Source organism: Ruegeria sp. BHSC026 (assembly GCF_059613065.1).
In genome coordinates this window covers 39667-60586 of the sequence record NZ_JBXWRV010000002.1, presented here as the reverse complement: position 1 = coordinate 60586, position 20920 = coordinate 39667, and the positions used below count along the sequence as shown (strand labels likewise).

The window sequence follows — 20920 nt, the reverse complement described above, 5'->3', positions numbered from 1 at the left end:
TTCACAGATCTGCGCGATGATAGCGGCACAGGGTCAGGTCGCGAATGACCACCCGGTTCATGGCCGGCCCGTCAAGGATCAGATCCAACCAGATTTTCTGGACCCGACGTTCGTTCAGTTCCAGGTGGGCCAGATCGAAATCCACCGTCGAAACCTCGGACCCGGGCGGCAGTTCCCGAAGGACCTGTTCGGTGTTTGGGCCGTGCTGGATATTCAGACGCGCGAACATCCGCGCCTGCCGCTCCTGTTCCGACTGGACGCTGGCGCGGAACATGTGCTGGCGGCTGAGGGCAGCCCGGGCCTCGGACGGCAATTCGACGGACACTGACAGGAACGAACCGCGGAAATCGAACACATCCAGAGCCAGACCGAACGGGGCCAGATCGCGTTCGTCGCTGTTGCGCACCTGCTGCATGCCGATCTCGGCCTGCGGGCAATCGTGGAAGATGGTCGTCTGTTCATCCAGCCGCTCCTGCCGCGCGACCGGACAGACGCCCCGTCCGGGCATCGGCCCGCGCCACAAGTCGGGTCGCCACGACCAGTCTGTGCCCAGCGGTTTGGGGAATTGTCGTGAACCGATCCGGGGCCGCATCAGGCGGCTGTCAGCCTCATGAATCAGGCGATTGAGCTCGAACCTCAGCAGGCGCGCCTGATCGCGCTGCAGGCGCAGTTGCGGCAGGCTGGCCGTGCCGGCGGTCGCGGCCGCCCGGCGCCATCGGTCCAGCACCTTTCGGTTGAAATAGCGTGTCAGAAGCTTGCGCATGAGCCCTTGCATCGAGAAACGCCACCTCTTTAGTCGATTTGCCGGGGCAGGATAAACCCGCCTTCGTGCGGGGTGCGGCAAAATTCGCGGTGACGCGGGGTGGGCGGAACAATTTTTCGGGTGTTCTTGAAATGGCTCCGGCCAAAGCTTACCGTCAGGCACCCGGCCGCAGTGGAACCTTTGCAACGGGCCGCAGTCCAAAACTTCAAGACAAGGCCGGGCATGGAACCCACCCTCTTTGCATTTATTTGGAAGCATTCGAAGAAACAGCAGTTCATCCTTCTGTTTCTGACCGTGATTTCCTTCCCATTCCTTTACGCCTCACTCGAGCTGCCCAAGCGGATCATCAACGACGCAATTGGTGCCACGGGCAACACGGTGACGTTTTTCGGCGTGACGGTGACGCAAGTTCAGTACCTTATGATCCTGTGCCTTGCGTTTCTGGGAACGGTGATCGCCGGCGGCATCATGAAGATGCGGATCAACACGATGAAGGGCATTGTGGCCGAACGCATGTTGCGCCGCCTCAGGTTCACCCTGATCCGGCGGATGCTGAAGTTTCCGAAACCCTATTTCTCTTCGACCAGCCAGGGCGAGCTGGTGTCGATGATCACCGCCGAGGCCGAGCCGCTGGGCGGGCTCATGGGCGATGCCATCGCCCAGCCGGTCTTCCAGTTCGGCCAGATGATGACCATCGTGACCTTCCTGTTCATGCAGAGCGTGTGGTTCGGGCTGGCCGCGATTGCGCTCATTCCGTTGCAGGCCTGGCTGATCCCGCGCCTGCAGCGCCAAATCAACTTGTTGAACAAGGAGCGCATCCAGGAAATCCGGCACCTGAGCACCGAGATCGGCGAGACCGCAGCCGGTATCAGCGATCTGCGGGTGAATGGCGGCTGGCGGTATCGGCTGGCCCAGTTCAGCCATCGGCTGGGAACCCTGTTCGAGATTCGCGTGAAGATCTACAACAAGAAGTTCTTCATGAAATTCCTCAACAACTTGATCACCCAGATCACACCCTTCCTGTTCTATTCGATCGGCGGGTATCTGGCGATCACCGGCAAGGTCACGGTGGGGGCGCTGGTTGCGGCACTGGGCGCCTACAAGGACCTCAGCGGCCCCTGGCGCGATCTTCTGACCTATTACAACCAGGTTCAGGACATGTCGCTGCGCTGGCAGGTCGTGACCGAACGCTTCAACCCCGACAACATGATCCCCGAGGAGCTGTTCGAAGGTGAACCCGACGCCATCCCGCATCTGCACGGCGACATCGAACTGAAGAACGTCACCGTGCGGGACGAGGACGGAAAGATCGTTCTGGAAGATATCGACCTGACCATTCCCAGCAAGGCGCGTGTGGCGATCAAGGCCTCGCACGAATCTGAGCGGCGCGCCCTCGCCGAGCTGCTCACGCGTGAGGTCTTGCCCGCCCAGGGCGAGGTCACCCTGTCGGGACACAAGCTGGACGAGCTGCACCAGGCCGTGATCGCCGCCCGGATCGGATACGCGCATTCGCGGCCCTACCTGTTCAGCGGTACCTTGGGCGACAACCTGCTGATGCCCCTGCGCACGCATCCCCAGTACGAAACCGAGGATGGCAAAGTGCCATCGCGCTTCGCGATCGAAGCGGCCCGGTCGGGCAATCTGCCCGATTCACTGTCGGATGACTGGGTTGATCCCAGCCTGGCGGGTCTGGACAGCGTTGAAGACATCCGGGATTGGTGGTTCCAATTGGTCGAGGCGATGGGGATCGACGAATTCATGCTGCGCCGCACGCTGCGGTCGCAGTTCGACCCCCGGCAGCATCCGGCCCTAGCCGACGAAATTGTCCGGCTGCGGCCCAAGGTCGCCGAACGGCTTAGGGAAAAGGGGCTGGACAAATATATCTTTCGGTTCGACCCAGACCAGTTCAACCCGGCGGTTCCGCTGGGGGGAAACCTGTTGTTTGCGTCGCCTCTGAATGACATTTCCGCAGACCTACTGGCCGGGGATGCCCGGTTTCTGGAAATGCTTCGGGCGCATGAGCTGGATCGCGATGCGCTGAGCATCGCCAGCGCCGTTCTGGACACGCTGAACCAGACCTTCGGCCGCGAAGGCGCCGATCATCCTCTGTTCCTGCGCCTGGGGCTGTCCAAGGACCTGTATCACCGGCTGCTCGACATCGAGGAGCGCCGCCGCAGCCAGGGCGAAGACAGCCTGTCGGAGGGCGAGAAGGCCTTGCTGTTGACGGTACCGTTCATGTTGACGGCCGAACAGATCGGGCCGAGCTTTCCGGAGGAATACAAGGACAAGATCCTGAAGATCCGCAAGACCCACGCCGACAGCCTGCACCAGTCGTTCGACGGGCTGTTCGTCAAGGTCGGGCCGGATGTCTACGTCCCGCGCCTGACGGTGATGGAAAATGCCATCTACGGCCGCGTGTCGCTGACCGCGGGTAGTCACGACCGGGACATCGAGGACGTGGTCGCCGAGGTGTTGAACGAGGCCGGGCTACGACGGCGGCTGGCGGCCATCATCTATGACCTGTCCACCGGTCTGGGCGGGGCCAACCTGCCGACGGTGTTCCAGGAAAGGGCGGCCTTTTCCCGCGCCGCGATAAAGCGGCCGGATATTCTGATCCTGGATAAGGTGCTGGCCAGTCACGATTCCGAAAGCCGGCATCAGACCCGTATGAAACTGCGGCAGCTGTTGCCCGATTCGATCATGATCTTTATGGAGGATCATTTTTCCCACCCCGAGGCCTATGACCTGTATCTCGAGATCAAGGACGGGCGCATTGACGGGGTTTCTCGGGCGGCCCTGCCGGTCGAGGAAGGCGCTTCGGATGACTTCACCCGCAAGCTGAAGGTGATTGCCGCCACCGAACTGTTCTCACGGCTGGATGGCCGCAACCAGCGGCTCTTGGCCTTTTCGGCAAAATGGTACGACGCGGCGGCCGGGCAGGTCATCTTCTCGCGCGGGCAGACGCCCGATGCGGCCTATCTGTGCGTGTCCGGCCAGGCCAGCCTGGAATGGTCGATGCCCGACGGCGAAAAGCGCCGCATCTCGACCGTCGAGCCCGGCCGCCTGATCGGAGATCTGTCGATCATTACCGGCGCGCCTCGGCAACTGGATCTTGTCGCCCTGACCGATTGTTCGTTCCTGCGCATCGGCGCCGAGGAACTGAGGGCCGTCATCGAAAGCGATCCCACGGTTGCGGTCAGCCTGCTGGAAACGGTTGCGGGCTATCTGACCTCGGTATCCGAACGTTTCTTGGCCGCAAACATCGAACTTCCCCCCGAGGTCGAAACCGGGGCTGGCGGATGACCGAGCCCGGCGAAGTGACACGCGCCTATGCGGCACACGAGGCGCTGGTCGCCCCGGTGCGCGCCCATGCGGCCTTGTGGCGGCTGTTCGGCGGGGTGGCCCTGGTGGTCGCGACCGTCGTCGCGTTGAACCTAGTGCTGTTCGCCGCCGTGGTCGGCCTGGCCCCGCCAGACCAGGTGGCCGGGTTCCAAAGCGGCGCGTCGCCGATGGCGGTGTTGATCCTGCTGTTCAGTTTCGGCTTTGTCACGCTGGCCGTGGCGCTTGCCGTCCGCCAGTTCCAGAATCGCAGCCTGTGTTCCGTCATCGGGCCCCGGCGCAAGGCGGTGGCGCAGTTCTGGCGCGTTCTGGGCGCGCTGCTCGTCCTGGGGGTCGTGCTGTTGCTGCTGCCACCCTATGGCATGGGCGTTTCGTTCGAACCCAACCTGCCGGTCGGTCTGTGGCTGGGTCTGCTGCCGCTGTCTCTGGCCGCAGTCCTGATCCAGACCAGCGCCGAGGAGATTCTGTTCCGCGGCTACCTGCAACAGTCATTGGCGGCACGGTTTCGTTCACCCGTGATCTGGATCGGCGTTCCCGCGGTTCTGTTCGCGGCCGGCCACTATGCGCCCAATGCCGCCGGCGAAAACGCGGCGCTGGTTGCGGTCTGGGCCTGCGTGTTCGGTGTGCTCAGCGCCGATCTGACCGCCCGCGCCGGAACCTTGGGGCCGGCCATCGCCCTGCATTTCGCCAACAATGTCACAGCATTGCTGATCGTGTCCCTGCCCGACAGCCTTGGGGGGCTGGCGTTGTTTCACCTGCCGTTCGACATGTCCGATACCGGGTTTCTCCGGCTATGGCTGTTTGTCGACTTCGGCGTGATGATCGTCGGGTGGCTGACGGCCCGACTTGCGCTCAGGCGCTGATTGCATTTCCTTCCGTAGCGTCTTATTTGACTGCAACCCGCATCAGCAAGGTTCCGACATGAACTGGATCACGAACTACGTCCGCCCCCGGATCAACTCGATTTTCTCCCGCCGTGAGGTGCCCGAGAATCTCTGGCACAAATGCGACGAGTGCGGAACGATGCTGTTCCACCGCGAACTGGCGGACAACCAGAATGTCTGTACCCAGTGTGGACACCATATGCTGATCACCCCGCGCGAACGGTTCAAGCATCTGTTCGACGGTGGCATTTTCGCCGAGGTCGCCGTGCCCGCGCCCAAGGATGACCCGCTGCAGTTCCGCGACCAGAAGAAATACCCCGACCGCATGAAGGCGGCGCAGAAAAAAACCGGTGAGAGAGAAGCGATGCTGGTCGCCACCGGCGAGATCGGCCGCACCCCCATCGTGGCCGCGGCGCAGGATTTCTCGTTCATGGGCGGGTCGATGGGAATGTATGTCGGCAACGCCATCATCGCCGCCGCGCAAGAGGCGGTGAAACTCAAGCGCCCGCTGATCCTGTTTTCCGCCGCCGGCGGCGCCCGGATGCAGGAGGGCATCCTCAGCCTGATGCAGATGCCGCGCACCACCGTCGCGGTAGAGATGCTGAAAGAAGCCGACCTGCCCTACATCGTGGTGCTGACCCATCCCACCACCGGCGGCGTGACGGCCTCCTACGCGATGCTGGGTGACGTGCATATTGCCGAGCCGAACGCGTTGATCTGTTTCGCCGGCCCCCGCGTGATCGAGCAGACGATCCGCGAGAAACTGCCCGAAGGCTTCCAGCGCGCCGAATACCTGCTGGATCACGGCATGCTGGACCGCGTCACCAAACGGACCGAGCTGCGGGACGAGCTGATCACGATCACCCGGATGCTGATGGGGCTTCCCCCGGCGGTCAAAGGCGATCTACCCGCCCCGAAAGAGGGCGCAACCGAACAGCCCGATGCGCAGGCCAAGCCTGCCGAAGACAAGCCCAAGAAATGACCGCGCCCACATCCGACGTCATCCTCGACCGGATGATGGCGCTGCACCCCAAGATCATCGACCTGACCCTGGACCGCGTCTGGCGTCTGCTCGAGGCCTTGGGCAACCCGCAGGACAGGCTGCCCCCGGTGATCCACATCGCCGGCACCAACGGCAAGGGCTCGACCCAGGCGATGATACGCGCCGGGCTGGAAGGGGCCGGGCTGACAGCCCATGCCTATACCTCGCCGCACTTGGCGCGCTTTCACGAGCGCATCCGCTTGGCGGGCGAGCTGATCTCGGAGCCCGACCTGACCGCCGTTCTGGATGAGTGCTACACCGCCAATGGCGGCGAGAACATCACCTATTTCGAGATCACCACCTGCGCAGCCCTGCTGGCGTTTTCCCGCGTACCCGCCGACTACACGCTGCTCGAAGTCGGGCTTGGCGGACGGCTCGACGCCACCAACGTGATCGAAAAACCCGCCGTCACGGTCATCACCCCAGTCTCGATCGACCACGAACAGTTCCTGGGCAACACGCTGGCCAAGATCGCCGCCGAAAAGGCCGGCATCATCAAACGTGGCGTGCCCTGCATCGTCGGCCCGCAGCCGGACGAAGCGATGGAAGTCATCGAGGCCACCGCCGCCCGCCTCGGCGCACCGCTTCTGGCTTACGGACAGCACTGGCACGCTCACGAGGAACATGGCCGCCTGATCTATCAGGACGAAACCGGCCTGCGCGACCTGCCGCTGCCGAACCTGCTGGGTGACCACCAAATCCAGAACGCCGGCGCCGCACTGGCGGTCCTGCGCCACCTCGACCTGGGCGACGAGGCCTACGAGGCAGCGGTCACCCGGGCCGAATGGCCGGCCCGGATGCAGCGCCTGAAGACCGGCCCGCTGGTCGAACAGGCGCCCCGGGCTGAACTCTGGCTAGACGGCGGCCATAACGCCGCCGCCGGGCACGCGCTGGCGGATGTCCTGGCCAAACTGCCGCCGCGCCCGACGCACCTGATCTGCGGCATGCTCAACACCAAGGACGTAACCGGCTACCTCGCGCCTCTGGCCGAAAGGGCAAGCTCCCTGACGGCCGTGTCCATCCCCGGCGAAGCCAATACGCTCCCTGCCGCGGAAACCGCCGCCGCCGCGACTGCCGTGAACCTGCCCGCCACCACCGCCGACAGCGTGGCCGAGGCGCTGGCCGCGATCACCGCCCGCGATCCACAGGCCCGGGTTTTGATCTGCGGCTCGCTCTATCTCGCGGGGAACATCCTGCGCGAAAACGGCTAAGGCTTCATCTGGCTGAAAATATCCCGGGGGAGTCGCGGCCCCGCCGCGACGGGGGCAGCGCCCCCTATTTCCCCCAATCCTTGTCTTGCATTTCCCGCAGACGCGAAGCCGTGCGCTCGAACTCGAACGTTCCCTCGCCCTCGACGTACAGCATCTCGGGCTCCGCCGCCGCGGAACAGATCAACCGCACTTCCGCCTCGTACAGCGCGTCGATCAGCGTCACGAACCGCTTGGCCTCGTTGAAATTGTTGCGCGACAGGCGTGGGATGTCCTCAAGCACCAGCACCTTGACCGCCTCGGCAACTGCCAGGTAATCCCCCGGCCCCAGCATCCGACCGCACAGATCATAGAATGAGGCGCGTGCCACACCATTGCGAAACGCGGGCAACACCACCTCGCGCCCCTTGACGTGCAGGGTCAATGGTTCAGCCGGTCCACCTGACAGGTCGGCCCATACGGCCCGGATCTTCTCCCGCGCCTCGGGTCCGATGGGTGTGAAATAGACCGGCGAGCCTTCGAGCCGGTTTTGCCGGTAATCCGTGGGCGACGTCAGCTCCCACACTTCGAGCTGCTGCTTGATGTGGTGGATGAAAGGCAGGAACAGCTGCCGGTTCAGGCCATCCTTGTACAGATCGTCGGGATGACGGTTCGAGGTGGTCACAACGACGACGCCCCCCGCATGTAGCAGGTCGAACAGCCGCCCGACGATCATCGCGTCGGTGATGTCGGTGATCTGCATCTCGTCAAAGGCCAGCAGCCGCACGGATTTCACGACCGAAGCCGCCACCGGCGCCAGCGCATCCTGCACGCCGGTTTCGCGCGCCTGGTGCATGCCGGCGTGGATTTCCTGCATGAAGGCATGGAAATGGACGCGCCGGGCCGGAACATCGCCCAGCGTTTCGACGAACATGTCCATCAACATGGACTTGCCGCGCCCCACCCCGCCCCACAGGTACAAGCCCTTGGGCGCCGGCGGCGCCTTGCGGAACAGCCCGCGTTTCACCGGCGCGGCCAGTGCTGCCCGGATACGCTCGAATTGAGGCAGAACGGCCTCTTGCGCGTCGTCGCGGTTCAGGGTGCCATCGGCAACGCGGGCCTCGTACAACGAGATCATGTCGGTCATGGCCCGAGCCATAGCGCCCGCCCGCGCCGTTGAAAAGAAGGCATCCTCCGGCACGCATCAATTTTGGTTAATCGTGACCGCAAAACTCCTGAATTGACGAGCGAGCCCAAGCGGATACTGTCGGCGGGCTGAACCCGGAGGCCCCATGACCCCAACCGCCCGTCTGCTAAACCCGGTGCTGATCGTCGGATGCGTGATCATCACGGTCAGCTTTGCCGTGCGCGCTTCGTTCGGCGTGTTCCAGATTCCGATCGCCGAGGAGTTCGGCTGGCTGCGCACCGATTTCTCGCTGGCCATCGCGATCCAGAACCTGGCCTGGGGCATCGGCCAGCCGATTTTTGCCGCCATCGCAGAGAAGATGGGCGATCGGCGGGCGATCATTCTTGGTGCGCTGACCTATGCGGCGGGGATGGTCCTGTCGGCCTGGTCCGTCACGCCCTTCGGGCATCAACTCTATGCCTGGCTGGTGGGCTTCGGTATCGCGGGCACAGGCTTTGGCGTGGTGCTGGCGGTGGTCGGGCGGGCCTCGACGGACCAGAACCGCTCGATGTCGCTGGCGATCGTGACCGCGGCGGGCAGCTTCGGGCAGGTGATCGGCGCGCCCACGGCTGAATGGATGCTGACCTTCCTGCCCTGGCAGCAGGTGTTCATCATCTTTGCTATTGCAATTCTGGCCCTTGTGCTGACGCTGCCTTTCATGCGCGCGCCCGCGCAGGTCAGCAAGGCCGAGTTGGAGGAAAGCATGGGCCAGATCCTGGGCCGTGCCTTCCGCGACCCGTCCTATGCGCTGATATTCCTGGGTTTTTTCAGCTGCGGGTATCAGCTGGCCTTCATCACCGCGCATTTCCCGGCCTTCGTGACCGAGATGTGCGGCCCGATCCAGCCCGGTGGCGTGCTGCATTCGATGGGCATCACCACCACCTCGGCGTTGGGGGCGGTGGCGATCTCGCTGGTCGGGTTGGCCAATATCGGCGGCACCCTGTTGGCCGGGTGGGCGGGTAACCACTTCCCCAAGAAATACCTGCTGGCTGCGATCTATTCGGCGCGTACCGTCGCGGCCGCTGCTTTCATCCTGCTGCCGATCACGCCCATGTCGGTGATCGTGTTCTCGATCGTGATGGGCTCGCTTTGGCTGGCGACGGTGCCGCTGACATCGGGGCTGGTGGCGCATCTTTACGGCCTGCGTTACATGGGCACGCTTTATGGCGTGGTGTTCCTCAGCCATCAGATCGGAGGGTTCCTGGGCGTGTGGCTGGGCGGCCGGATGTATGACATCTACGGCGATTACACTGTCGTCTGGTGGATCGGGGTGGCCGTCGGCGCCTTCAGCGCGATCGTGCACCTGCCGATCCGCGAGAACCGCCCCGCGCAGCCCGCGGCCGCCTAGGATCAGGCGGCCTCGTCCGGGGTCAGCAGACCTTCGGCCACCAGCCTTTCTGCCCAGCCCTGCGGGCCGTTGAAATGGTGGGTCTGCCAACCACGGCCACGGGCGGTTTCAATGTTGTCGATCCGGTCGTCCGTGAACAGCAGCGTCTCGGGCGGCAGGCCGCAATCCTGTTCGACCATCTGGTAGATCGGGGCATGCGGTTTCACCATCTTCATCCGCCCCGAGACATAGTGCCGGTCGAACTCGTTCAGAAACGGATAGACGGTGGTGGCATAGTCGAAATTCTGCACCCCGAAATTGGTCAGCGCAAAGACCGGCACGCCTTTGGCCCGCAGCGCGCGCTGCAGCCGGACCGAATGCGGGATCTCCGGAGCGGCCAGTTCGATCCAGTTGTCGTGCCACATGCGGATCTCGTCGCGCCATTCGGGGTGTTTCTCGGCCCAGGCATAAATCGTTTCGGTGAAATGATGCCCCTGATCGACCAGGTCGTTCATCCCGTGCAGGTCGACGGCCGAGAACATCTCGCGGCGCCGGTCCTCGCCGATCACGCGGTCATAATACCGCTCGGGCTGCCATTCGATCAGAACGTTGCCGATGTCAAAAACGACCGCTTCTACGGGCATGGGATTTCCTGTTCGCTTGTGTTGCGCTTTCGGCCGACTGAACCAACCCGCCGGGCGGGATGCAAGGCCTAACTCAGGTCCGCAGGGCGGCGCGCATCTCGCGCTCGAGCGCGTCCAGAAACCGCGACCGGTCGGCCTTGGAAAACGGTTTGCTACCGCCCCCGGCGCCCAGCGGGTTGGCGGCGCGCAGATCCGCCATCAGATCGCGCATCGCCAGTTGCTGGCCGATATTGGCGGCGGTGAAGGCTTCGCCATTGGGGCGCAGCACCCGCGCGCCGGCCTCGACGCATCTGGCGGCCAACGGGATGTCCGAGGTGATGACGATGTCGCCCGCGCCGCACCGCTCGGCGATCCACTTGTCGGCCTCGTCCGCGCCTTGCGCCACGGTGACGATCTGAATCAGCGGGTTGGCCGACGGGCGCAGCCCGCCATTTGCGACCACCACCATCGGCACCTTGTGCCGCGTGGCGACGCGCTCGGCCTCGGCCTTCACCGGGCAGGCGTCGCCATCGACATACAGGGTCGTCACGCCTGCTTGGCCTTTTTGGGCGCCAACTTTGCTGGTTCGGGCGTGTCCGATTTGCGTACCTTGAACTCGTCCGGGATCGGCATCCGGTTGAAGGCGTCGAGCCCGGCGATCTTGTAGGCCTCGGCCAGGGTCGGATAGTTGAAGGTGTTCTGCACGAAATAGTCCACCGTGCCCTTCAGGTTCAGCACCGCCTGGGCGATGTGGATCAGCTCGGTCGCGCCCTCGCCGACGATCTGCACGCCCAGCACCCGGCGGGTTTTCAGCGAGAACAGCATCTTCAGCATCCCATGCTCGAGCCCCATGATATGCCCGCGCGAGGTCTCGCGGAACCGGGCGACGCCCACCTCGTAGGGAATGCCGCGTTCCTGCAGCTCTTCCTCGGACATGCCGCAGGTCGAGATTTCGGGCACCGAGTAGATGCCATAGGGGAACCAAGGGCTTTCGGGCAGGGTGGGGGTGTCCAGCGCGTGGCATGCGGCCACGCGGCCCTGCTGCATCGAGGTCGAGGCCAGCGAGGGATGGCCGATCACGTCACCGGTGGCATAGATATGCGGCACCGAGGTCTGATAGGTCTTGCGGTCGACCGAAATGCGGTTGCGGTGGTCGGTCTCGATTCCAACCGCTTCGAGGTTCAGCGCTGAGGTGTTGCCCATGCGGCCCGCCGCAAACAGCAGCATCTCGGCCCGGACATGGCGGCCATTGGCCATGGTGACCTCGACATGCTTGCCGGCGTCCTCGATCTTCTCCACGGCCGAGCCCAGGCGCAGGTCCACCCCGTTTTCGCGGATCTGGTGGGTGAATTCTTGGATGAGGGTCTTGTCGATGAAATCCAGGAAAGTCTCGCGCGGTTCGATCAACGTCACCCGCACGTCGAGCGCCGAGAACATCGTGGCATATTCCACCCCGATGACGCCTGCGCCGATCACGCAGAGCGAGCGCGGGATCTCGGCCATTTCCAGGAACTCGTCGCCATCAACGATGGTCTTGCCGTTGAAGGGCACGTAATCGGGGCGATAGGTCTTGGTGCCGGTGGCGATCAGGAATTTCGCGGCCGTCAGGCGGGTGGTGTCGCCCGCATCGGCGGTGACCTCGATCTCGTGCGGGCCGACAAAACGGGCCACGCCGTCCATGGTTTCAACGTGGTTGCGGTTGAACTGGTGTTCCAGCACGTCAACCTCGTAGTCCAACGTCATGTGCAGCCGGGCCTTGAGGTCCTCGGCGCGGATCTGGTCCTTGACCCGGTACGAACGGCCGTAAAAGCTGCGCTCGCGCCAGCCAGACAGGTTCAGTACCGTTTCGCGGAGTGTCTTCGACGGGATCGTGCCCGTGTGAACCGACACGCCGCCCAAACGGTCACGACGGTCAACCACCAGAACCTTGCGTTTCAGCTTGCCCGCCTGAATCGCCGCCGCGCGGCCCGATGGGCCCGAGCCGATGATGATCAGATCATAGTCGTATTCGCTCATCCCTTAGTCTCCGTACAGGGCTTCGGCGTGGAAGGTGACGTGGTCCTCCATGAAGGTGGACACGAAAAAGTAGGAATGATCATAGCCCGGCTGCAGCCGGACCGTCGCCTGTTGACGGCGTTCGGCGATGGCTTGGGCCAGGGCCTCGGGGCGCAGCAGGTCGATGAACTGGTCGTGGGTGCCGGTGTCGATCAGGATTGGGCCGTCAAAGCCCTTTTCCTTCATCATCAGCGTCGCGTCATGTTTGGCCCAGGCGGCCGGGTCGTCGCCCAGATAGGCGCTCAACTGCTTGCGGCCCCAATCGCTGGCCGTAGGGTTCGAGATCGGCGCGAAGGCCGAGACCGACCGAAACCGGCCCGGCAGGTTCATCGCCAGCGTCAGCGCGCCGTGGCCGCCCATGGAATGTCCGGTGATGGCCTGGCGGTCGCCGTCTATGGCGAAGTTTTCGACCAGCAGCGCGGGCAACTCGTCGGCCACATAGTCCCACATGTTGAAATGCGGGGCCCAGGGGGTCTGGGTGGCGTTCACATAAAACCCGGCACCCTGGCCCAGATCGTAATCCTCGTGGTCGGCGACCCCCTCGCCGCGCGGCGAGGTGTCGGGGAAGACCAGTGCGATGCCCTGTTCTGCGGCCCAGCCCTGCGCGCCCGCCTTGACCATCGCGTTTTCATGGGTGCAGGTCAGTCCCGACAGATACCACAAGACTGGAACCGGGCCGTCCTTGGCCTCGGCCGGTAGGAACAGGCCAAAAGTCATGTCGCACTGGCACGCCGCTGAGGCGTGGCGGTACACACCCTGCACGCCACCGAAACAGGCGTTTTCGGAAAGGGTTTCCATCTGGCATCATCCTTACGTTGGCTTTGCGCCATGGCTAACGGGCAAGGGACGCCGCGTAAAGTGCAGCGGGCCGGGAACGCGGCTTTTTTGTCCTGCTTCAGGGGGTCCCGACCCAGGCGATCACCAAGGGAATGGTCAAAATGCTGACCAGGGTCGACAAGAAGATTGCCGCCGAGGCCCGGTGCGGCGCCACCCCGTAGTGCGCTGCCAGCATGTAGACGTTCCCGGCCACGGGCAGGGCGGCAGCGGAAATGGCCACGGCGGCGGCAAAAGGATCGGTCGGCAGCAGCCACAGCAGCACCACGGCCACACAGGCCGGATGCACGGCCAGTTTGCAGAAGCTGAGCCATAACGCGATCTGAACCCGCTCGGCCGATTTGGTGGCCAGCGAGGCGCCGATGGCGAACAGCGCGCCCGGCGTGGCGGCGCCGCCCAGAATGGTCAGAAAATCGTTCAATGGGGCCGGCACCGGCATCTGCAGGGCCGACCAGATCAACCCGGCCGAGATCGAGACGATCATGGGGTTCTTCAGCAAACCGAGCCCGATCAATCGCAATGTCCCGACGCTCAGCCGACCATCCCGCCCGCCATTGATCAGGATCACGATCAGCGAGGAAAACACCACCAGATCGACCGTCAGAACCAGCATGACCGGCCCGATGGCGGCCTCGGAGAACAGCATGGCCAGCATCGGCAGACCCAGAAAGCCCACATTGCCGATGGCCGCGCATTGCGCTTCGACCGCCGCGGTGGGGATGTCGAGCCCGCGCAGCCAGGCCACCAGCGTCGCCAGCGCGTAAACGCCCGCCGTGCCTATCAGATAGCCCAGCATCAGCCGCGCATTGAAGATCTCGGCAAAGGGTAGCGTGGCGGCAAAGCGGAACAGCATCGCCGACAGCGCGAAGTAGAACACGAACTTGGTCAGATAGGCCGTGGCGTCCTCGGTGAAGAACCGGCTTCGCCCGGCCCAGTATCCCAGGCCGATGATCGCAAAGAAGGGCAGGGTGCGCAGAAAGATATCGACCATGGGCGAAGTGGTAACATGATTTGACCGCTTCGCAAGTCGCGTGTCACCCGCTGCCGATCAATATCCCCGCCGCCAGTACCATCGCCCCGCCTAGAACCACTTGGAAGGCCGCACGGAAGAACGGCGTTTCCATGTACCGGTTCTGAATCCATGCGATGGCCCACAATTCGACGAACACGATGAAGAAGGCGATGATCGTCGCGGTCCAGAAGTCCGGAATCAGATAGGGCAGGGCATGGCCCAGCCCGCCCAGCGTGGTCATCACCCCCGAGGCCAGCCCGCGCTTGACCGGCGAGCCACGGCCCGACAACTCGCCATCGTCCGAGGCGGCCTCGGTGAAGCCCATCGAGATGCCCGCCCCGACCGAGGCGGCAAGACCCACCAGAAAGGTCGTCCACGGATCATGGGTGGCAAAGGCGGTGGCAAAGATTGGCGCCAGGGTCGACACCGATCCGTCCATCAGCCCCGCCAGCCCCGGCTGCACCCAGGTCAGAATGAATTGCCGATGCGCGATGGCCTTCTCGGCCTCTTTCTCGTCATGGCCCAGATGGGCCTGTTCCAATTCGTTTGCCGTGGCCTGATGCCCGGCCTCGGCCGCCGCCAGATCGCCCAGCAACTGACGGGTCGCGGCGTCGGTCGTGCGCGCGGCGGCGGCCAGATAGAACCGCTCGGCGTCGCGCTCCATCATCTCGGCCTCTTCGCGGATGCGCTCGATACCGAGGTTCTCGACCAGCCATATGGGGCGGCGGGCGTAGTACCCGGCGACGTGTTCGCGGCGGATCAGGGGAATGACCGGGCCGAATCGCTTTTCATGCAACGCGATCAGGCGACGGCGGTGCTCGTCCTCTTCGGCGGCCATGCCGTCGAAGATCTTCGCCGTCGCCGGATAGTCCTGGCGCAGCATTTCCGCATAGGACCGATAGATTCGCGCGTCGTCCTCTTCGGACGAAATCGCAAGCGCGAGGATTTCCTGCTCGGTCAGATCCTTGAAGTGTTTGCGTTGGGTGAAAAACCGCATCTCTGCCCCATTTTTAGAATGGTTCTAATATATCCGGTGCGATCGGGCATTCAACCCTTGTCGAAAACCGTTGAAACTGAACTGTCCGGTTTATAGATTTGCAGCACCACCCAGCCAAGGAGACACCATGACCCAAGCCGCCACCATCGTGCGTACCGGACGGAAATTCGACCAGGTTCTGAAAGGCGCCCGTGAGGTTTTCATGGCGGACGGGTTCGAAGGCGCCAGCGTCGATGACATCGCACGCGCGGCGGGCGTATCGAAGGCCACGCTCTACAGCTATTTCCCCGACAAGCGGCTTCTGTTTTCCGAGGTGGCGCAGACCGAGTGCTGCCGTATGGCTGAAAACGTGTTGGCCATGATCGATGAGACCAAGCCCGTGCGCGAGGCGTTGATGATCACGGCAACCCATCTGACCCGGTTTCTGGTGTCGGATTTCGCGCAGCAGGTGTTTCGCATCTGCGTGGCCGAGCGCGACCGGTTTCCCGAACTGGGCAAGGCGTTCTACGCGGCCGGCCCCGCCAACGGCCAGCGCCAGATGGCCGAATACCTGGAAAAAGCCGTGGCCAAGGGCGAACTGGCGATTGATGACGTGCATTTTGCCGCCGAACAATTCGCCGAACTGTGCAAGGTGCGCCTGTGGACGCTGGCGGCCTTGGGGATCCAGACCCGGTTCTCGGACGAGGAAATCGACGAAGTGGCCAGGAACGCGGTCGAGATGTTCATGGCGCGGTACGGCACCTGACGGATCGGCTCAGCTCGACAGCCCAACCAGCGCCACGCCCCCCGCCATCAGCACAGCGGCCCCCAGCCTGCGCACCCAATAGCCTTCGTGCAGGAAGACGAAGCCGATCAGGGCCGCAAAAATCACCGAGGTTTCCCGCAACGCCGAGACCGCCCCCAGCGGTGCGAAATTCTTGGCATAGAGCACCAGTCCATAGGCCAGCATCGATACGAAACCGCCCAGAATGCCGATCGCCCAGGTGCGCGCCGGAAGCTGTGCCAGAACCTGGCGCCGTCGAAGGCCCACAAATCCGGCGATGAACAGATGCAAAAACGCTCCCCAAGCCCAGTAGCTGAGCGTGTTTCCAGACAGCCGCACCCCGATGCCATCCACAACCGAATAGACCGAGATGCAAAGTCCGGTACCCACCGCAAACCCCAGCGCTGCGCCGCCGACCCCTTGCCGGAGCGAGCTCCAACTGCTGAGCTGGATGCCGACCGCGATCAGGCCGATGCCGATCCAGGCTTGCAGGGGCAGAACCTCATCCAGCAAAAGATAGGCCCACAGCGCCACCAACGCAGGAACGATGCCCCGCGCGATCGGGTAGACGACGCTGAGGTCCCCATGCTGATAGGCTTTGCCCAGCATGTAGTAATAGCCGAAATGCACCACCGTGGACAAAAGGATGTAGACAAAGCTTACGCCGCCCGGAAAGGGCAGGATAAGGATCATGACGCTGGCCGGGATCACATGCCCGAAGGCCACAAGGCCCAGCGTGGTCGTCCGGTCGCCCGCGGTTTTGACGATGGCGTTCCAGACGGCGTGCAGGATGGCAGCCGACAGAATGATTGCAACGACGAATGGGCTCACCGGCGGTCCTCAGGTGATGGGGCGGCCCCAAGCAGGATCGGCCCGGCTGCAACTTTCTCGCACCGGGCTGTCAGCGGGGCCGCGCCGGTGGTCGATTCCGGTTACATCGGATTGGCCTTCGCGCGCAAGGCTCCTAAGTCTGGAACAGCAAGAGTCCAAAGGCGCGTTGCTGGTCTTAAGCCGTTGCACGCCGTCCGGCGTCGATGCCGGCGATCTTGTCCAACAGGTCGATGATTTCACTCGTTCCGCTACCGCTCCGCAGGTTGGTGAATACGAATGGCCGATCACCGCGCATCCGGGCCGCATCGCGCTGCATCACCGACAGATCCGCTCCGACATGCGGGGCAAGGTCGATCTTGTTGATGATCAGGATGTCCGACCGGGTGATCGCGGGGCCACCCTTGCGGGGGATCTCTTCGCCCGCGGCCACATCGATCACATAGATCGTCACATCGGCCAGTTCCGGGCTGAAGGTGGCCGACAGGTTGTCACCGCCGGATTCGATCAGAACGATCTCGACCTCGGGGTGACGGCGCACCATCTCGGCCACCGCGGCCAGATTGATCGAGGCATCCTCGCGGATCGCCGTATGCGGGCAGCCTCCGGTTTCCACCCCGATCACCCGGTCCTGCGGCAGGATCTGCATGCGCATCAGCGCCTCGGCGTCTTCTTGCGTGTAGATGTCATTGGTGATCACCCCGATCGAGTGGGTGTCGCGCAGCGCGCGGGCGAGGGCGGCGGTCAGGCTGGTCTTGCCCGCACCGACCGGGCCGCCGATGCCCACCCGCAAAGGGCCGTTCATGCTGCTCATGTGCGGAATATCCTTGGTTGTTGAGTTTCATGTTGCATGGCCGCGATCTCGGCCAGAAAGGCGGTGCCGGACAGGGCGGACAGATCGGCCTCCACCGCCGCGTGCGCCTGATGTGCGCACAAGGGCGCCATGTCTCGGACTACCCCTTGCGCAGCGGTCTGGCCGAGGGGCATCAGCCGCTGCGCGGCCGAAACAAGATTGCTGATGAACGCATGCAAATACAGCCGCGCGGTCGGTTCCACCGGCAAACCGGCGTGGCGCGCGGCGCAGCCGACGGCGACGGGATAAGTCAGATCCGCCAGCTCGATGTCCCAGACCGCTGCCGTCACACCGCAGAAGGCAGCGCCCTGTTGCGCGGTCTCGCACCTGCGCTCGAAGGGGCCGGCGAAGGCGCGGACCATATCGTCAAGTTCGGCCACGGCAAGCTCGGATTTGGCGCGCCAAGCGGCGGTCAGAAACAGGGCATCCGACCATCCGGCACCGTATTCCAGCACGTCGTGCAGCCAATCCTGCAGGCTGGCCGCATCGTGCACCGCGCCCGATTGAACCAGACGTTCCAGCCCGTGCGAATAGGCAAAAGCCCCGACCGGGTAGGCGGGTGACAGCCATTGCGTCAGCGTCAGCAGATCAAGGTCAGTGGCTGTGGCCATGCGTCCGTCCGTGCCCATAGGCGCCGCCTTCGGGGCTGAAGGGCGCGCGGATGTCCTGGACCGTCGCGCCAAGCTTCAGCAGCATGTCGCGGATCACGTGGTCGCGGCGGATCATGAGGCGGTCAGGCTCGATCTGGCAGGGGGTGTGACGGTTGCCGATATGCCAGGCAAGCCGAGTTAGATCGGGGCCGGTGACGGCGAACAGGTCCTCTTCGGCGGCAACCACCTCGATCAGGCGGCCATCGGCCAGTTCGAACGCGTCCCCCCCGTCCAGCGAGGTCGTCTGCGACAGATCCACCAGGAACTCCTCGTTCTGGGTGGTGCGTAGCATCCGGCGGCGCAGAAAGCGGTCTTCGTAGTTCAGGGTCACGGTGCCATGGGTTTCGTCCCACTGACCGTTGCGGCGGATTTTCTGTGATGTGGCAAGCATCGAGGGCATCCCTTTTCAGAACAGGAAATAGCGTTGCGCCATGGGCAGGGTTTCGGCGGGTTGGCAAGTCAGCAATTCACCGTCGGCGCGTACCTCGTAGGTTTCGGGGTTCACGTCGATTTCGGGCAAGGCATCGTTCAGTCGCAGATCGCGCTTGCCGATCGCCCGGGTGTTGCGCACGGCGACGGTCTGCTTGGCCAGGCCCAGACGCGCGGCGATGCCGTCCTCTTGCGCGGCTTCCGACACGAAGGTCACCGCGCCCTGCTCGACCGAGCGGCCATAAGCCCCCCACATCGGCCGGGAATAGACCGGCTGAGGCGTGGGGATTGAGGCGTTCGGATCGCCCATCTGCGCACAGGCGATGGTGCCGCCCAGCAAAACCATCTCGGGCTTCACGCCGAAAAAGGCGGGGTTCCACAGCACCAGATCGGCGCGTTTGCCCTCCTCGATGCTGCCGATATGGGTACCCAGCCCGTGCGCGATGGCCGGGTTGATCGTGTATTTCGCGATATAGCGGCGCACGCGGAAATTGTCGTTTTCGCCCGTTTCTTCAGGCAGGCGCCCGCGTTGTTTCTTCATCTTGTCGGCGGTCTGCCAAGTGCGGATCAGCACCTCGCCCACGCGGCCCATCGCCTGGCTGTCGGAGGCGATGATGCTGAAGGCGCCCATGTCGTGCAGAATGTCCTCGGCGGCGATGGTCTCGCGCCGGATGCGGCTTTCGGCAAAGGCCACGTCCTCGGGGATGGATTTGTCGAGGTGATGGCAGACCATCAGCATGTCCAAATGCTCTTCGACCGTGTTCACCGTAAAGGGCCGGGTCGGGTTGGTCGAGGAGGGCAGCACATGCGTTTCGCCGCAGATCTTGATGATGTCGGGGGCGTGGCCACCGCCCGCGCCCTCGGTGTGGAAGGCGTGGATCGTGCGGCCTTTCATGGCGGCCACGGTGTTTTCGACGAATCCGCTTTCGTTCAGCGTATCGGTGTGGATCATCACCTGCACGTCCATCTCGTCGGCCACCGACAGGCAGCAATCGATGGCCGCAGGGGTGGTGCCCCAGTCCTCGTGCAGCTTCAGGGCGCAGGCCCCGGCCAGGACCTGTTCGCGCAGAGCGGCCGGCTGCGAGGCGTTGCCCTTGCCCGCAAAGGCCAGGTTCATCGGAAAGGCGTCGGCCGCCTGCAGCATGCGCCCGATATGCCAAGGGCCGGGCGTGCAGGTAGTGGCTAGCGTGCCATGCGCCGGGCCGGTGCCGCCGCCCAGCATGGTGGTCAGGCCGGAATGCAGCGCATCCTCGATCTGTTGCGGGCAGATGAAATGAATGTGGCTGTCGAACCCGCCGGCGGTCAGGATGCGGCCTTCGCCCGCGATGGCCTCGGTGCCGGGGCCGACAATGACATCGACGCCGGGCTGCGTGTCGGGGTTGCCCGCCTTGCCGATCCGGGCGATGCGTCCGTCCTTCAGGCCCACATCCGCCTTGTAGATGCCCGTCCAGTCAACGATCAGCGCATTGGTGATCACGGTGTCCACCGCCCCTTCGGCGCGGGTTGCCTGAGACTGGCCCATGCCATCGCGGATCACCTTGCCGCCGCCGAACTTTACCTCTTCGCCATATGTGGTCAGGTCGCGCTCGACCTCGATGATCAGGTCGGTATCCGCCAGCCGCACCTTGTCGCCCTTGGTGGGGCCGTACATGGCGGCATAGTCGGAACGTTTGATCTGGGCTGGCATCAGAGGTCTCCCATGACTGCGCCGTTGAACCCGAAGACGCGCCGCGCGCCGCCGATCGGGATCAGCTGCACTTCGCGCCGCTGGCCGGGTTCGAAACGCACGGCGGTTCCGGCGGCGATGTCCAGCCGCATGCCGTGGGCGGCGGCCCGGTCGAAGTCCAGCGCCGGATTGGTTTCGGCGAAATGATAGTGCGAGCCCACCTGTACAGGCCGGTCACCGGTATTGGCCACCATCAGTGTGATCGCCGTCGCGCCCGCGTTCAGCTCGATTTCGCCGGGGGCAGTGATGACCTCACCGGGGATCATTTGCGCGCCTTAAGCCAGAATGCGACGCCGCCGATCGCCAGCAGCAGGACCAGCACCAGCCAAGTGCCCGAGTCATGCGGGTGCAGGTGCGGCCCGTCATGCGCCAGCGCGGGTGCGGCCATCAGGGCGAAGGGCAGGAAACCCAGGTATTTCATC

At 64.0% G+C, this 20920-nt stretch carries 21 protein-coding genes; 6 read left to right on the top strand and 15 right to left on the bottom strand.

Translation table 11 applies throughout. From position 1 onward, the window contains the following. Position 1: 1 nt before the first annotated feature. Entirely contained in the window at positions 2-763 is a 762-nt protein-coding gene (locus AC2FME_RS03045) for a DUF6478 family protein (RefSeq protein ID WP_496685480.1), read from the bottom strand. A 222-nt stretch (positions 764-985) separates the two neighbouring features. Between AC2FME_RS03045 and AC2FME_RS03040 the strand changes: the two genes are divergently transcribed. Genes AC2FME_RS03040 through AC2FME_RS03025 form a run of 4 tightly spaced genes read left to right on the top strand, consistent with a single transcriptional unit; the run spans position 986 to position 7239 of the window. Then, on the top strand, positions 986-4066 hold the full coding sequence (locus AC2FME_RS03040; protein ID WP_496742552.1) for a cyclic nucleotide-binding domain-containing protein: 3081 nt from the start codon (positions 986-988) through the stop codon (positions 4064-4066). Next, on the top strand, positions 4063-4965 hold the full coding sequence (locus AC2FME_RS03035) for a CPBP family intramembrane glutamic endopeptidase (protein ID WP_496799587.1): 903 nt from the start codon (positions 4063-4065) through the stop codon (positions 4963-4965). Before AC2FME_RS03040 ends, AC2FME_RS03035 begins: the two co-directional genes overlap by 4 nt. Positions 4966-5023: 58 nt before the next feature. Then, a complete protein-coding gene (accD, locus tag AC2FME_RS03030) occupies positions 5024-5968 on the top strand; it encodes an acetyl-CoA carboxylase, carboxyltransferase subunit beta (protein WP_496799586.1) in 945 nt (314 codons plus the stop codon). Further along, on the top strand, positions 5965-7239 hold the full coding sequence (locus tag AC2FME_RS03025) for a bifunctional folylpolyglutamate synthase/dihydrofolate synthase (RefSeq protein ID WP_496799585.1): 1275 nt from the start codon (positions 5965-5967) through the stop codon (positions 7237-7239). Before accD ends, AC2FME_RS03025 begins: the two co-directional genes overlap by 4 nt. A gap of 64 nt (positions 7240-7303) precedes the next feature. Here AC2FME_RS03025 and zapE read toward each other — a convergent pair whose 3' ends face one another. Next, complete coding sequence (zapE, locus tag AC2FME_RS03020) at positions 7304-8362, bottom strand: cell division protein ZapE (RefSeq protein ID WP_496684046.1); 1059 nt, start codon at positions 8360-8362, stop codon at positions 7304-7306. Positions 8363-8507: 145 nt separating this feature from the next. On the opposite strand from zapE, the gene AC2FME_RS03015 reads away from it, so the two are divergent. Further along, the gene (locus tag AC2FME_RS03015; protein ID WP_496685489.1) at positions 8508-9749 is read left to right on the top strand and encodes an MFS transporter; all 1242 of its coding nucleotides are present in this window, start codon (positions 8508-8510) and stop codon (positions 9747-9749) included. Positions 9750-9751: 2 nt separating this feature from the next. On the opposite strand, the gene AC2FME_RS03010 is transcribed toward AC2FME_RS03015, so the two are convergent. The 6 genes from AC2FME_RS03010 to mbfA form a co-directional block, all read right to left on the bottom strand. After that, the gene (locus AC2FME_RS03010; RefSeq protein WP_496684041.1) at positions 9752-10372 is read right to left on the bottom strand and encodes an HAD family hydrolase; all 621 of its coding nucleotides are present in this window, start codon (positions 10370-10372) and stop codon (positions 9752-9754) included. A gap of 73 nt (positions 10373-10445) precedes the next feature. Further along, positions 10446-10901: a YaiI/YqxD family protein gene (locus AC2FME_RS03005; RefSeq protein ID WP_496799584.1), complete on the bottom strand. Its 456-nt coding sequence runs from the start codon at positions 10899-10901 to the stop codon at positions 10446-10448. Then, positions 10898-12367: a Si-specific NAD(P)(+) transhydrogenase gene (sthA, locus tag AC2FME_RS03000; RefSeq protein ID WP_496684038.1), complete on the bottom strand. Its 1470-nt coding sequence runs from the start codon at positions 12365-12367 to the stop codon at positions 10898-10900. Before sthA ends, AC2FME_RS03005 begins: the two co-directional genes overlap by 4 nt. A gap of 3 nt (positions 12368-12370) precedes the next feature. Next, positions 12371-13204: an S-formylglutathione hydrolase gene (gene fghA, locus AC2FME_RS02995; RefSeq protein ID WP_496799583.1), complete on the bottom strand. Its 834-nt coding sequence runs from the start codon at positions 13202-13204 to the stop codon at positions 12371-12373. A 97-nt stretch (positions 13205-13301) separates the two neighbouring features. After that, positions 13302-14231, bottom strand: a complete 930-nt coding sequence (locus AC2FME_RS02990; RefSeq protein WP_496685499.1) for an AEC family transporter — start codon at positions 14229-14231, stop codon at positions 13302-13304. Positions 14232-14274: 43 nt separating this feature from the next. Continuing rightward, positions 14275-15249, bottom strand: coding sequence for an iron exporter MbfA (mbfA, locus tag AC2FME_RS02985; RefSeq protein WP_496799582.1), 975 nt, complete (start codon positions 15247-15249; stop codon positions 14275-14277). 127 nt (positions 15250-15376) lie between these two features. Between mbfA and AC2FME_RS02980 the strand changes: the two genes are divergently transcribed. Beyond that, complete coding sequence (locus AC2FME_RS02980) at positions 15377-15994, top strand: TetR/AcrR family transcriptional regulator (protein ID WP_496799581.1); 618 nt, start codon at positions 15377-15379, stop codon at positions 15992-15994. 9 nt (positions 15995-16003) lie between these two features. On the opposite strand, the gene AC2FME_RS02975 is transcribed toward AC2FME_RS02980, so the two are convergent. The 7 genes from AC2FME_RS02975 to AC2FME_RS02945 form a co-directional block, all read right to left on the bottom strand. After that, positions 16004-16843, bottom strand: coding sequence for an EamA family transporter (locus AC2FME_RS02975; protein ID WP_496799580.1), 840 nt, complete (start codon positions 16841-16843; stop codon positions 16004-16006). A gap of 175 nt (positions 16844-17018) precedes the next feature. Next, the gene (gene ureG / locus AC2FME_RS02970; protein ID WP_170359481.1) at positions 17019-17654 is read right to left on the bottom strand and encodes an urease accessory protein UreG; all 636 of its coding nucleotides are present in this window, start codon (positions 17652-17654) and stop codon (positions 17019-17021) included. After that, entirely contained in the window at positions 17651-18304 is a 654-nt protein-coding gene (locus AC2FME_RS02965) for an urease accessory protein UreF (protein WP_496799579.1), read from the bottom strand. The genes ureG and AC2FME_RS02965 overlap by 4 nt, the downstream gene beginning before the upstream one ends. Beyond that, on the bottom strand, positions 18288-18734 hold the full coding sequence (locus AC2FME_RS02960) for an urease accessory protein UreE (RefSeq protein WP_496711970.1): 447 nt from the start codon (positions 18732-18734) through the stop codon (positions 18288-18290). Before AC2FME_RS02960 ends, AC2FME_RS02965 begins: the two co-directional genes overlap by 17 nt. A gap of 15 nt (positions 18735-18749) precedes the next feature. Continuing rightward, on the bottom strand, positions 18750-20459 hold the full coding sequence (ureC, locus tag AC2FME_RS02955; protein ID WP_496799578.1) for an urease subunit alpha: 1710 nt from the start codon (positions 20457-20459) through the stop codon (positions 18750-18752). Next, a complete protein-coding gene (locus AC2FME_RS02950; RefSeq protein WP_170341542.1) occupies positions 20459-20764 on the bottom strand; it encodes an urease subunit beta in 306 nt (101 codons plus the stop codon). Before AC2FME_RS02950 ends, ureC begins: the two co-directional genes overlap by 1 nt. Next, a complete protein-coding gene (locus tag AC2FME_RS02945; RefSeq protein WP_496685513.1) occupies positions 20761-20919 on the bottom strand; it encodes a hypothetical protein in 159 nt (52 codons plus the stop codon). The genes AC2FME_RS02950 and AC2FME_RS02945 overlap by 4 nt, the downstream gene beginning before the upstream one ends. Position 20920: the final 1 nt, after the last annotated feature.